Source organism: Candidatus Hinthialibacter antarcticus (assembly GCA_030765645.1).
Classification (GTDB): Bacteria; Hinthialibacterota; Hinthialibacteria; order Hinthialibacterales; family Hinthialibacteraceae; genus Hinthialibacter; species Hinthialibacter antarcticus.
Genome location: JAVCCE010000011.1, coordinates 1 through 12,949, shown reverse-complemented (window position 1 = coordinate 12,949; position 12,949 = coordinate 1). Strand labels below are relative to the sequence as shown.

The following is a 12,949-nucleotide window of genomic DNA, read 5'->3' as shown; positions in this document are numbered from 1 at the left end:
ATCCGCTCAGGTCAATTGCAGCCGCGCCGCCTTCAACGTATTGACCAGCAGCATGGCGATGGTCATCGGGCCGGGGCCGCCCGGCGAGGGGCTTAACGCGCCCGCGACTTCGAGCGCCTCTTCTTTGTGGACGTCGCCGACCTGTTTGAATTTCCCGTCTACTTCAATGAAACTGATTCCAACGTCAATCACGGCGGCTCCGGGTTTGATCCAATCTTTGCGTACCATTTGGGTGCGGCCCGTTGCGGCGATGAGAATGTCCGCTTCGCGGCAGACGGCGGGCAAGTCATGCGTACGCGAATGGCAAACGGTGACGGTGGCGTGTTCGCGGAGCAACAGGTTGGCCATCGGTTTACCGACGATGTTGCTGCGGCCAATGATGACGGCGTTCTTTCCTTTGATTTCAATGTTATTTCGTTTCAGAATTTCAATCACGCCCAGGGGAGTACAGGGGACAAGCGAGTCTTCGCCGATCCAGGTGCGGCCCACGTTCATGGGGTGAAATCCGTCGACGTCTTTGTGGGGAACGACGGCGTGAGTGACGGCGCGGTCGTCAATCTGGTCTGGTACCGGCAATTGGACCAGGATGCCGTGGATTGTGGGGTCAGCGTTGAGTTTTTCGATGACGTTCAGCAGATCGGTTTGCGAGGTTTCGACGGGCAAGTCGATACGGACGGAATTCATTCCGGCTTCCTGGCAGGCTTTGACTTTGTTGCGGACATACACCTGCGATGCGGGGTCCTCGCCGACCAGTACAACCGACAGGCCGGGTTGTATGCCAAATTCTTGTTTGAATTGATCAACCTGTCCTTTGAGTTCACCACGGATGGTTTTTGCCAGCGCTTTGCCGTCGAGAATGGTTGCCGTCATCGTTAACCCCTTGTCGTGAATTATGGTTCGTACACGCCTTATCATATCATCTCTTTGTGGATGAGATGAGGTGCAACTTTTGCGCGAACGAAAATTGCGATTCGCTAGGGCGATTCGGGTTGAGACTGTATGCGCTGAATTCGCTCGAGAAAGTTCCGGCTGTCCGAAATTTCGCTGCGATAGGTATCTTCTGAAAGCGCCATTGATTTTTCAATGGTTTGCTGAAACGCCGTTTCGGCTTGGTCGAGTTCTCCCAGATAAAAATAACTGCGGGCTAACAGGTGAGGATAGACCGGGTCGAATGGGTCGTCTTGAGCGCCCATCTCCGCCCATTGTACTGCTTTCCGAAGTCCGTCTGCCATCAGCGGGGCGTAAGGCGGGACTCGTTCGGGAAAATAGGCGGGGTTGTTAATGAACTCGGCCCATTGCAATTGGTTGACGGAAAGGTTCATCAACACCGAAGTAAAATGAGGATGAATCGATTGGACTTCTTGATAGAGTTCGTCCGCTTGAACATAGTCGAGGGCTTTGTTATAGGACAAGCCAATATACGAGTGCGACTCGATCCGGCTGGGCGAGAGTTCGATCCCTTTGTGTAAACTCACCAGAGCGCGTTGCATTTCCAGGCGGTTGGTTTCGCGGCTTTGTTCGTAGTGTATCTTTGAATACAGCCGTGCTTTTCCTTCTTGAATCAGGCGGTCGCCGACATAAAAATTCATCGAGTAATAAAACAAAACGGGCGCGAAAATCAACAACAATACAGCGGCGGCGCGTTTTCCGTTTGCCGACACTGGTTTGCTGGGAATTTGCGTGGCTGCGGTCGCGACGGCGACGCCGAGAAACGACCACAATAAAAAGGCGCTGGGCGTGTAGCGCAGGGTTACCGTAAACAAATTATGAATGAGAACGGCGACCGCTCCGAGACAAAGCCCGATGAGAGCGCCGCGAATAGATGCTGGAGCGGTTTTCGATGCGCGCCAACAAAACCAGAGGCTGGAGGCGATCAGGCTTGCATAGAGGGTGAAGCCGACCAGCCCGGTTTCCGCCAAAATTTCTAGCCACTCGTTGTGCGCGTGGTCGACGTGAAAGACGCGAAAGGTCATTAGTTGCGCGAGTTCTTTGGGGCGAAACTCATGGAACTGCAACGCGAAACTGCCGATGCCGTGCCCGGTGAACGGACGGTCGAGCCACATCTGAATGCAGGCGAAGTAATAATATGCGCGGCTTTGAATCGACATGTCGCTGGACAGATTGGAAAAGCGGTACGCCCATCCGCTAATTTCATCCCGCAGAAAGATCGACGCAGCTGCGATGATGAAGAGGGCGGCCATGCTGCTTGCGGCGGCCCATTTCCATGAGAAACCCGACGCGTCTTTTCGGATTTGCGCGGGCCTGAAATAGATGATGGCGATGAATAGACATGCGGTTACGACAGCGGCCGCCCACCCGCCCCGGCTGTAGGTGAAGAACAAGGCGAACAGGTGCATGAGCGATACCAGCGCGCATAGCGCTCGAACGGCGCCGCGATGGTAAAACGCGAGAGCGGCGGTGAGAGGAAGAACGCCCACAACATATCCCGCGAGATAATCGGGGTTGCATAATGACGAACAAACGCGGCGTACGTCGCTGCCTTCGGGCGCGAAGGTTTCCCAGGCGAGAAACGGCTCGATCTCAAACGCTTGCGCGATGGCGTAAAGGCTGACCAGCGCCGAGGTCAAAACCGTGAAGATGATAAAGAGGTTGCGGCGTTGGGAGTTCATACAGGCCGCTGCTGCGATCAATGCAAACGAGAGACAGCCCAGCCAACGGATAAACTCCATCCAGGCGCGGGGGTGGGGGGCGATCACCCAGGCGGAAAACAAGAGGTATGCGCCTAAAAGCCCCAGCAACAAAACAAAACGGGCGGGGATATTTTCTCTCACCCAATACGTAAGAGGGAACAGCGCCATCAGCATCGCCGTCGAAATTTGAAAGAGCGGTTCTTTGATGATGAGGGAGTTGGTGCTTGTTATGCTGAAGATCAACGGGACCAGTATGACCGGGAGCAAAAATATTCCCGTGGCGAATCGGTCCAGCCAACGGCCCCATTTTGATGGGGCGGCGTTGGTTTGAGTTTGTGCGTTCATAAGTGAATTAACCATGAGGACGTTGCCGTGAAATTGGCAGACGGATGCTGAAAGTGCTGCCTTCGTCGAGGTTGCTTTCAACGGTTAGACGGCCTTGATGGCCTTCAACAATGTGTTGAACCACCGCCAGGCCCAAGCCGCTGCCGCCGGTTTCTTGTACGCGCGGGTCGTTGACGCGGTAGAATTCCTGAAAAATTTTGCGTTGGTTGTCTTTGGCGATACCGATGCCTTGGTCGGCGACTTCGATTACGACCTGGTTGTTTTGTTTAAACGCCCGCACGTCAATCGACATGCCGTCGCCGGAATATTTGACGGCGTTTGACAGGATGTTGTATAGCGCCTGCCCGATGGCTTCGTGATCGCAATTTACGTCGGGCACGTCGGATTCAATATCCATATCGACGTTCATGTCGTGGCGTTGAAAGTGATATTGCATGGCGTCTACGGTTTCAAAAATAATGTCTTCAATTGAGCACGGGGTGAGGTTGTATTGTTTTTTTTGTGATTCGATCTGTGAAAAATTCAGGATGTTGTTAATGAGATGAGTCAAGCGTTCGCTCTCTTTGGTGATGGCGTGGAGATACTCTTTTTTTGTTTCTTCATCTTTGATCCGGTCGAGTTCCATCGTTTCCGCAAACAGCCGAATCAGGCCGAGCGGGGTGCGAAGTTCATGAGAGACGCGGGCGACGAAATTTGACCGCATGTCAGAAAGCGCAAGCTCCTTGGCGATGTTGCGCAATGCGCCGAAGACGGCGGCGACTAGGCACACATTGGCGGCGGCGATCAGGCAATAGTAAATGGTTTTTTCATTCCGGGCGACTTGCATAATATCGCGACCGGTGGTCTCTGAGAAGGAAATAAAATACCAGGGAAAAAAGTTTTCACTGAACGGGCGCGGGCGGTAGATCGCGCTCGCCTGAAATAAATTGGTGTCGCCGATTTCCGAGATGTCCGCAACCACCTTGCCCGTGAGCCGGTCGGTAATTTGGACGGGATAACGAAGTTCATCTTCGACCGAATACATTTGTTTGATGGTGCTGTCGAAGAACTGCTCGTTCAGATAGTCAAAATCAATAGTGAATCCCAGCGCCTGCATCCAATCCGGCATGACGAATGTTGGGTCTTCTGCGGAGTTGTCGCGCTGCAACGCATAAAACGCCAACTGCCGTTGGTTGTTCTCAAGGAAGTATGTTTCGCTGATGTAATAGGTGTCGGGGAAAATTAATTGGCGGAATTCTTTGTTGGTTGGTTGGGTGATTTGATAAATATCGGCGTTTTCTTCCGCCGTTACCAATGCGCTTGTCAGGCGCGTGACAAATGACTCGCGTGTGGGAGTGGCGAGTTTCCAATGTGAGACAATTGGGTCATCGGAGGGCGTTTTTTCAAAAAAATACAGCGACTCGTCTTTGCTGAAGATGAAAAAATTATCGACGAAGGGCAGCGGATCGCGCACCATCAAGTCTTCATGGCTATCGCCCGGTTCGTCTGGAAGAAGGTCAACCATGTGGTTGGCGAGCGCACTACGAAAGGTGCTGATGATTTCATTGTTAAGCCGATAGCGCGTTCGGTTGCGTACGCCTTGTACGATCGTACTGACTTGTTGGTTGATCGTTTCAATGTGGCGGTTCTCGACCAATCCGACGGTTTGCAATCCAAGATAGGTGAGCAAACCTGCGGGTAAAAGCAGCGCCAATGGCGCCGTGATGAGAAACCGCCTGCGAGGCGTGATAAGAGGCATAGATTGTTTGAGGCGAAGTTTCGCCTGGTTTATTCAACGTTTTGTACTTGTTCACGCACCTGCTCAATGATGCCCTTCAAGCGTAAGGCGCGTTGCGTAATTTCGAGCGAAGCGCTTTTTGAGCCGATGGTGTTTGATTCACGAAACAGTTCCTGACAGAGGAAATCCAGTTTGCGGCCAACTGCGGTGTAGTCGGCGCTGGATTTGTTTTCACTGAGAATATCACGAAACTGCTGAATATGGCTTTTTAATCGCACGGTTTCTTCTTGGATGTCTGAGCGGTCAACAAAAAACGCCACTTCTTGCGCGATCCGGTTGGGGTCGAGTTCGGGGGCGGCTTCCCAATCTTGGATGCGGGCGAGGAGTTTGTCGCGGTATTCTTGAATGACCATGTCCCGCAAGGGTTCGATGGATTCGGTGATTTGCTGCAACTCGGTCAACTGCGAATCAAACTCTGTGAGCAGGCGAGCGCCTTCATCGACTTTCATTGACAGCAATCGCTCCACCGCTTTGTCGACAAGCCCCTGGATGAGCGGCCAACATTCATCGGCGGAACCGTGAGAGTCATCCGTCTCTAACACGCCGTTAAAGTTCATGACCGATTCAATGCGGGGGTGAAACTCGAGATGCAGCGAGTCGGCGATTTCTTGCGCGGCGCTCAGGTAGGCTTTGGCGGTCGGGAGGTTGACCCGGATGGTTTCTTTGGGCGAAATACTGCCAATGACGCGCAGGTAAGTTTCGATGCGTCCGCGTCTGACTTGTTTCAGGATACGGTCGCGAACCGGAGATTCCAACATAGAAAGAGAACGGGGCGAGTGAAAATGTAAGTCCTGGTTGCGGTGGTTTAGCGTTTTGATTTCGAAACTGACCAAGGCTTCACCGATGGTTTCACGAATGCTGCTGTATCCCGTCATACTTCTGATCATTCCGCTCTCCTGCGTACTGAATCTAGTTTCTCAAATCGGTGATGAAACCGACATGCGCGCCGCCTGCTTGACCGTGGCGTATCTGAACCGTATCGTAGCAAGATTTGTATCATAAGAGCAGAGAGAGTGGAAATTGATTGGAGAGCAGACATGACGGACGTATCTATTGGCGTAATCGGAGGTTCCGGCGTTTATCATTTGGAGGGCGTTGATTATTATGACGAGATTCAAGTTTCAACGCCGTTCGGAGAGCCGTCTGACCTGATTCGGCTTGGACGCTTTGAAGGTCGAGAGATCGCTTTTTTGCCCCGGCATGGACGCACCCACAAGCATAGCCCCACTTTTGTGCCCTATCAGGCGAACATCTATGCCATGAAAAAATTGGGCGTCGAGTGGATTATTGCCGTTAACGCCTGCGGCAGCCTGCGCGAAAACATGGCGCCGTTACAATTTGTGGTGCCCGACCAGTTGATCGACCGCACCCGCTATCGCGCATCCAGCATGTTTGAACCGATTGCGGTGCATGTTCCATTTGCCGACCCGTTTAGCGAACCCCTACGGCAATTGCTCATCAGCGCCATCGAAGAATGCGGCGTCGTTGTTCACCCCAAAGGTACGTATGTCTGCATGGAAGGCCCGGCGTTTTCGACGCGGGCCGAGTCGCATCTCTATCGCAGCTGGGGCGCCGACATCATCGGCATGACCGCCTCGCCCGAAGCCAAACTGGCGCGTGAAGCGGAAATCAGCTACGCCATCGTTGCGGCAGTGACCGATTTTGATTGTTGGCATGAAGAAGATGTTGACGTTGCGAAGGTTTTAAAAGTCTTATCTGAAAACGCTGATAACCTAAAGCGTTTAATTAAAACGGTGATTCCTAAAATTCCCAAAGAGCGCGACGCCAATTGTCCGGCGGTGAATGCGCTTTCGACTTCCATCGTTACGCAGCCGCCCGATTTCCCCGAAGACAAACGGGAAGCGTTTGAGTTTTTAATGCAAAAATATTTGAAGAAATAATCATTGGAACCGATTGTGATCGACGTCTCTATTCTTGTGCCCATTAAAGATGAAGCCGACAATCTCAACCCGCTTGCGGATGAAATTACTGCAGCAATGCAGTCGCAACTCTGGTCATGGGAATGTCTGTGGATTGACGACGGTTCAACCGACGGCAGTCTGGACCTCTTGCGCAAACTTCACCAAAGCGACCCTCGACATACATACATATCGTTGGCGAAAAACGCTGGGCAGTCGGCGGCGTTGTTTGCGGGGTTTTTAGAAGCGCGGGGCGCTATTTTTGCCACCGTTGACGGCGACGGGCAGAACGACCCGGCCGACCTGCCGGGTTTGATTCAAATGGTGTACAGCGGTGAAGTCGATATGGCGAACGGCTATCGCCAGAAGCGCAAAGACGGCGTATGGCGTTGGTTTATTTCTCGCATTGCCAACGGGTTTCGTACCATGCTAACCGGTAAAACCGTCCGCGATGTAGGATGCTCGACGCGTGCGTTCCGGCGGGAATGCGTCCGGGGAATGCCGTGCTTCAAAGGGATGCACCGGTTTTTGCCTACGATGGTGACGCAACAAGGCTACCGAATTAGCGAAGGGCCGGTGAACCATCGGCCCCGCAATCTCGGAACATCGAAATATTCTATCCACAATCGCCTGTGGGTGGGCATCTTAGATACCTTCGGCGTTGTTTGGCTGCGAATGCGCGGGTTTCAATATTCCATCGCCGAACGCAGCCAAGACAAAGACGACTAAACAAATATATCGATAGCGGCTGTTGTGTGTATCATGGCCTGTGTCATCGCGAGCGCAGCGAAGCGATCTCGTTTTTGCTGTCGGCTTGAGTGCATCTCTTGTCGCTTCAGTGCGGGCTTGTAGCAGGGTTGGTAAACTTACAATTTTCCACCCTCACCCCAACCCTCTCCCGCCAGCGGGCGAGGGAGTGCGTTTTGATTTCTCTTTCACGTTGTCAAATCAATTGACGCGTTGAATATAAATTAGGTTCATCCGGTAAGTGAGTACTTACATTGATGGATGGTCATAATATTTATTCAGAAACAGGCTCCGGTATTTCAAAAAAAGACAACCCAATCAGGCATGGGTGGAACTCTGGGAGCGCCTGTGCATAAGGGCTTGAAAGCCCGCACTGAAGCGAGCAGAGTTGTACCCATGCCTGATACAGCGAAAGATCAAGAATTTACGAAAAAACGTCAAAAAGAACCATAAATTATTCACTCACCCGCATCATCATTTGGTCCATGCCAAAATTAGCTTTCGATTTATCGCTGGCGGTGATGAGAACCTCGACGCTGCCCGCATCGCCGGGCGCGGTGATCTCCACACTATATATATTGGTCTTTCCTGCGTACTTCATCGGCGCCGATTGAATGACCTCGTCGTTTTGAATCAAGTGTGCAGTGATTTCAAAATCGTTTGAATCCCATAGACCGTCGGGGCTGGTCGGGCAGCCGCACATCATTCGTACCGACGCCTGGATGGTGAACGCCTCTCCTGCTTTGACCGAATCGACCGACTCCGGCGACATGATATCGACCACAAAGCCGTGCAGGTTCAAGACGACGCCCTCGCCCTTGAGATGCTTGCCGGGCAATAGCAGCGTCGTCACCGAGGCTTTTTGCATCGCGTGTGGATACACCAGCGGCCCTTCTGCGGTGATCTCAACCAGAGTGGGGCGCGAAAGTTCGATGGTGTCTTTGTACACGGCGGGCGCTTCGCCGGGGAAGCGGTCTTCCCCGCGCTGTTTGGGCTGCTTGACAATCAGATTGGTGTCGCCGGTTGAGCCTGCGTGTTTGCCCTGCGATAGAATCTCACCGGTTTTGAGGTCGCGCACCGTCACCCAGGCGCCGCCCATGCTGGTTCCCATTAACTTAGCGTCATTGGCGAGCACATGCACGAGTATGTCTGTCGGCGTCCCTGAAAATGAGAGCAAGGTGGATGCGGCGAATAGCAGTAGGATGGAGGGGGTTCGTTTCATTGATTGTTCTCCTCTTGGATTTCCTGGGTGCGTTTTGTATGGATTTTTTTCATCTTGGCTTCAACCGCCGATGCTAAATCAATGCCGCGCGCATTGCAATAGTTCAACAGCGCGATCAAGACGTCTGCGGCTTCATCTTCAAAGCGGGCGGGATCAATTTTAATGCCTTTCCAGTCTTTCTTTTCGATATTTGCGAGTTCGCCTGCTTCTCCGTTTAGTTCGAGTATAAAAAACTTTTCGTCCCTGCTGGGGAACATTGTATTTTGATAAACCTGGAACTCGTTTTGAATCCGGCAGATTCCATCGTATGATTTTGGAAAGCATTTAGTATCTATATTTGCCATTGATAAGCCTTTCTCACTCAACATTTGCTAGGAATAAGTGAATTTTGTGATTTGTACAATTACTCCAGACAGAAAAGTAATTGATTGAGTTACTAATTTTTAAAATTAATATTAGTAAACTATGGTTATATATGAAAATTCTTTTCACTTAACGTGTTTATATTACTCTCTTTAAAAGCACTATTTCTTTATATTTAAACATCTCAGCTAATGTTTTGGCCTCTCTTTTGCATTTTGATTAGTTCAACAATCACTTTTGGAAAGAGGTTTCTACCATGTTTACACTAAATGTCAAAGCAAAAATCATCCTGTTGTGCGTAGGGGCCATATTTATTACCGGGAGCATATTATCAGGCGTCGTTCTATTTCAAAAAGGCGTACTGAATGAGGACTTGAATGTCGAATTGGATGTGCTCGCACAGAACGAAACCGCAAAGATCGCCAAAGATGTTTATTATATGTGCCGCATTCAACATGAATCACTATTACAGCAGCTGGACTACAATTTAAACGTAACGCGAGACGTTATGAAGGACATGGGGGACGTTACATTTTTAATCGAAAAGCTTGATTGGAATGCGACAAACCAGTTTACCAACCAGACCAAAACCGTTGCATTGCCGAAAATGCAAATCGGAAACCAGTCGATTGTTCAAAATAGTGGGTTTGATAAGCCTTCACTTGTTGTCGATGAAACGCAACAACTGATTGGTGGAGTTGCCTCCATCTTTCAACGCATGAATAAGGCTGGCGATATGCTGCGCGTCTCTTCAAATGTCAAAAAGTTAGACGGAGAGCGAGCGGTCGGAACGTATATCCCCGCCGTTAATCCAGATGGAACGCCCAATGCTGTCATTACAAAAATCATGAATGGAGAAAGTTTCCAAGGTCGCGCATTTGTCGTGAACGCATGGTATTTAACCGCATACGAGCCAATTTATGACGCCGATGGCGAGGTCGCAGGCATTCTTTCAATCGGCATTGCAATTGAAAGCGTTAATAGTCTTCGTAATGGCATCATGGATGTGGTTGTCGGTAAGACGGGATATACCTTTGTACTCGGTGGGCAGGATGAACAAAAAGGCGAATATATCATTTCTGCGAAGGGTACGCGCGACGGCGAGAACATATACGAGGCCAAAGATTCTGATGGCAATATGTTCATTCAAGAAATGATTGATAAAGGCGTCAACACAACAGAAGGCTCTGTTGTATTTCAGCGCTACAACTGGAAGAATGATGGTGAAGATACCGCAAGACAAAAAATTGCTGCTATCACGTACTTTGAACCTTGGGACTGGGTAATCGGCGCGGGCGCGTATGCGGATGATTTCCAAGACGCAAAGATGCGCGTTGAAAATTCTTTGGGCCAATTGGTGATGACGACTCTCGGCGTCGCAGGGCTTCTCATCCTGCTGTTTGGCGTCATGGCTTATGTTGTCGCCTCCCGGATTTCAAAACCGTTACAACTCGCTGTCGCAATGGCAGAACAAATCGCAAATGGCGACTTGACGCAAACCTTAGACATAAAACAGAAAGACGAAGTCGGGCTGCTGGCCAAAGCGCTCAACGCCATGATTGTTCAATTGCGCGAAATGGTCGGAACCATTCAAGATTCTTCGCAACAAGTCGCCTCGAGCGCCGAAGAACTCTCGGCCTCTTCACAAAGTTTGGCGAACGGCGCGACGGAACAAGCCGCGAACCTGGAAGAAACCGCAGCGTCAATTGAAGAACTTGCCAGCACAATTGAAACGAACTCGAACAATGCACAACGCACCGATCAAGCAGCCAGTGAAGCAGCCCAAAAAGCATCGGAAGGCGGCGAAGCAGTGGTTGAGACCGTGGATGCGATGAAACGGATCGCAGAACAGATTGGCATCGTGAACGACATCGCCGATCAAACCAACTTGTTGGCTCTGAATGCAGCCATTGAAGCGGCGCGCGCTGGCGAAATGGGCAAAGGGTTTGCCGTGGTCGCGGTCGAAGTGCGCAAACTGGCGGAACGCAGCCAACATGCAGCCAAAGAAATTAGCGAACTGGCGAACCAAAGCGTGTCCCGCGCGGAAAATGCCGGCAATACCATTTCAACCGTCGTCGAGTCAATTCAAAACGCGACCAACCTTGTGAAAGAAATTGCATCCTCTTGCAGCGAACAAGCGCAAGGCGCACAGCAAATACGTGAAGCGATCAGTCAACTTGACGCCGTGACGCAACAAAACTCCGCCGCAAGCGAGCAATCCGCTTCATCCAGTGAAGAATTGTCATCACAGGCGCAGATGTTGCAGGAATACGTCAGCCGCTTTCGAGTTGGCAGCCAAGCCAACATACAGACGCCAGTCAGGTCCAAACAAAATGCAAAGAAAGCGCCTACAACTCAACATCATTACGCAACCGCCGCCAATGGATCGCACTTTGGCCAAAATGGAAATTCTGGCAACGGGCATTCGACCAACGAAGAGCATGATGAATTTACCTCCGCTGATAATGGACAGGAATTTAAACGATTTTAATACTGCCTGATTAAAATCCGTAATGGACGCCTCTCAGGGATGAGAGGCGTTTTTCTTTTTTTGGATAGAATTTTTCGGATAAATCCAGTATCCTTTATTTTGTGGGCAGGCGTTTGTGTCCATGCGGTCTCAAACAACAACGCAGATCATCATTTAGAAGGAGACCCTTATGCGTTCCTCTCTCGTTTCATCCCGCCGTCAGTTTTTAAAAACCTCAATGGTTGCAGGTTGCGGCTTGCTTGCTCCGGCTTTGACTTGGGCGCTGCCGTTTGACTCGCCGCGTTATCGACAAGAGCGTAGCCAAGTCGGGTTATCGGCTGGCGAAGATCGCGCCCAAAATATCTTTAATGCGCTCAAACCGTTTTCTGAAGAAATCAAACAGAAAATCGGCGACAAACAGATCGTCATAAAACCAAACAATGTTTCCATTGACCGCCAGTTGTCGGCGACACATGTAGGCAGCCTCGCGGGCATTATGGAATTTTTGAATTCCATCGGAAAAACCAATTATATGATTGCGGAATCCGCCGCCAGCGGCCCGACAATGGACGGCTTTGATAACTATGGTTATCTGGCGCTGGAAAAAAATTATAAACCCCAGTTCGTTGATTTAGATGCGCGCGATTATCAACTTGTGCATGTTGTCAGTGACAAGGATTTCTATCCACACCCCGTACGGATGTCGAAACTCTTGCTTGATCCTGATACGTTTGTGATTTCCGCCGCAGTGATGAAGACTCACGACCGCGTGGTCGCGACCTTGTCGCTCAAGAACATTGTCTTTGGCGCGCCGATCAAAGACGAAGGCTTCCGGTGGGGAAGCGGCGGGAAAAAAGGCGCCAAAAATGATAAGCCCATCGCGCACGGCGGTGGATATCGCGGCGTCAACTTTAACCTGTTCGCTTTGGCGGACCGGCTGCACCCTGACTTGGCGGTGATCGACGGCTACCAGGGGATGGAAGGCAATGGCCCTGTCGGCGGAACGCCCGTCGAACACCGGGTCGCCGTTGCGAGCACCGATTGGCTTGCCGCTGACCGGACCGGCGTCGAGCTGATGGGGATCGACTTCGACAATGTCGGTTATCTCAATTATTGCGCTGCCGCAGGTATGGGGCAGGCCGACCTCAGCAAGATCGACGTTCTCGGGGCGGACATTCAATCCAACCAGCGTAAGTATAAACTCAGCGACAGCATCGACCGGCAATTGATATGGAAAGAGCCGTTTGAAATCTAGTCGATTCTTAAGAACCAATTGAGAAACGCTGCGGTCTTTATCATGGGGCCGCAGCGTTTTTTTTAGGTTCTTCCGAAAACTGGGTACTTTTTTTATAAATTGAATTGAGATTTCGCTGAATGCGGCATGGGTACAACTCTGCTCGCTTCAGTGCGGGCTTTCAGGCCCTGTTGCACAGGCGCTTCCAGAGTTGCATCCAT

10 protein-coding genes are annotated in these 12,949 nt (G+C 51.0%); 4 read left to right on the top strand and 6 right to left on the bottom strand.

Features of this window, described 5'->3' with window-relative positions; genetic code table 11:
* Positions 1 to 6: 6 nt before the first annotated feature.
* The 4 genes from folD to P9L94_02955 form a co-directional block, all read right to left on the bottom strand.
* Positions 7 to 870, bottom strand: coding sequence for a bifunctional methylenetetrahydrofolate dehydrogenase/methenyltetrahydrofolate cyclohydrolase FolD (gene folD / locus P9L94_02970; GenBank protein ID MDP8243018.1), 864 nt, complete (start codon positions 868 to 870; stop codon positions 7 to 9).
* Between the two features lie 104 nt (positions 871 to 974).
* Positions 975 to 2,996: an O-antigen ligase family protein gene (locus P9L94_02965; GenBank protein ID MDP8243017.1), complete on the bottom strand. Its 2,022-nt coding sequence runs from the start codon at positions 2,994 to 2,996 to the stop codon at positions 975 to 977.
* A gap of 7 nt (positions 2,997 to 3,003) precedes the next feature.
* Positions 3,004 to 4,734, bottom strand: a complete 1,731-nt coding sequence (locus P9L94_02960; protein MDP8243016.1) for an ATP-binding protein — start codon at positions 4,732 to 4,734, stop codon at positions 3,004 to 3,006.
* A 29-nt stretch (positions 4,735 to 4,763) separates the two neighbouring features.
* Positions 4,764 to 5,660 (bottom strand): YicC/YloC family endoribonuclease, encoded by an 897-nt coding sequence (locus tag P9L94_02955; protein MDP8243015.1) that lies wholly within the window; start codon positions 5,658 to 5,660, stop codon positions 4,764 to 4,766.
* 150 nt (positions 5,661 to 5,810) lie between these two features.
* Here P9L94_02955 and mtnP point away from each other — a divergent pair, with 150 nt between their 5' ends.
* Together mtnP and P9L94_02945 are read left to right on the top strand one after the other, a co-directional pair.
* On the top strand, positions 5,811 to 6,674 hold the full coding sequence (mtnP, locus tag P9L94_02950) for an S-methyl-5'-thioadenosine phosphorylase (protein MDP8243014.1): 864 nt from the start codon (positions 5,811 to 5,813) through the stop codon (positions 6,672 to 6,674).
* 15 nt (positions 6,675 to 6,689) lie between these two features.
* On the top strand, positions 6,690 to 7,421 hold the full coding sequence (locus tag P9L94_02945) for a glycosyltransferase family 2 protein (GenBank protein MDP8243013.1): 732 nt from the start codon (positions 6,690 to 6,692) through the stop codon (positions 7,419 to 7,421).
* Positions 7,422 to 7,893: 472 nt separating this feature from the next.
* On the opposite strand, the gene P9L94_02940 is transcribed toward P9L94_02945, so the two are convergent.
* Both P9L94_02940 and P9L94_02935 read right to left on the bottom strand, forming a co-directional pair.
* Positions 7,894 to 8,661, bottom strand: a complete 768-nt coding sequence (locus P9L94_02940) for a hypothetical protein (protein MDP8243012.1) — start codon at positions 8,659 to 8,661, stop codon at positions 7,894 to 7,896.
* The gene (locus P9L94_02935; protein ID MDP8243011.1) at positions 8,658 to 9,005 is read right to left on the bottom strand and encodes a MazG nucleotide pyrophosphohydrolase domain-containing protein; all 348 of its coding nucleotides are present in this window, start codon (positions 9,003 to 9,005) and stop codon (positions 8,658 to 8,660) included. The genes P9L94_02940 and P9L94_02935 overlap by 4 nt, the downstream gene beginning before the upstream one ends.
* Positions 9,006 to 9,280: 275 nt before the next feature.
* On the opposite strand from P9L94_02935, the gene P9L94_02930 reads away from it, so the two are divergent.
* The gene (locus P9L94_02930) at positions 9,281 to 11,515 is read left to right on the top strand and encodes a methyl-accepting chemotaxis protein (protein ID MDP8243010.1); all 2,235 of its coding nucleotides are present in this window, start codon (positions 9,281 to 9,283) and stop codon (positions 11,513 to 11,515) included.
* Positions 11,516 to 11,684: 169 nt separating this feature from the next.
* Positions 11,685 to 12,749, top strand: a complete 1,065-nt coding sequence (locus P9L94_02925; GenBank protein MDP8243009.1) for a DUF362 domain-containing protein — start codon at positions 11,685 to 11,687, stop codon at positions 12,747 to 12,749.
* The last annotated feature ends 200 nt before the right edge of the window (positions 12,750 to 12,949 follow it).

Coding starts and splice junctions, on each gene's coding strand:
- folD (MDP8243018.1), bottom strand. CDS start 870: ATGACGGCAACCATTCTCGACGGCAAAGCGCTGGCAAAAACCATCCGT.
- P9L94_02965 (MDP8243017.1), bottom strand. CDS start 2,996: ATGAACGCACAAACTCAAACCAACGCCGCCCCATCAAAATGGGGCCGT.
- P9L94_02960 (MDP8243016.1), bottom strand. CDS start 4,734: ATGCCTCTTATCACGCCTCGCAGGCGGTTTCTCATCACGGCGCCATTG.
- P9L94_02955 (MDP8243015.1), bottom strand. CDS start 5,660: ATGATCAGAAGTATGACGGGATACAGCAGCATTCGTGAAACCATCGGT.
- mtnP (MDP8243014.1), top strand. CDS start 5,811: ATGACGGACGTATCTATTGGCGTAATCGGAGGTTCCGGCGTTTATCAT.
- P9L94_02940 (MDP8243012.1), bottom strand. CDS start 8,661: ATGAAACGAACCCCCTCCATCCTACTGCTATTCGCCGCATCCACCTTG.
- P9L94_02935 (MDP8243011.1), bottom strand. CDS start 9,005: ATGGCAAATATAGATACTAAATGCTTTCCAAAATCATACGATGGAATC.
- P9L94_02930 (MDP8243010.1), top strand. CDS start 9,281: ATGTTTACACTAAATGTCAAAGCAAAAATCATCCTGTTGTGCGTAGGG.
- P9L94_02925 (MDP8243009.1), top strand. CDS start 11,685: ATGCGTTCCTCTCTCGTTTCATCCCGCCGTCAGTTTTTAAAAACCTCA.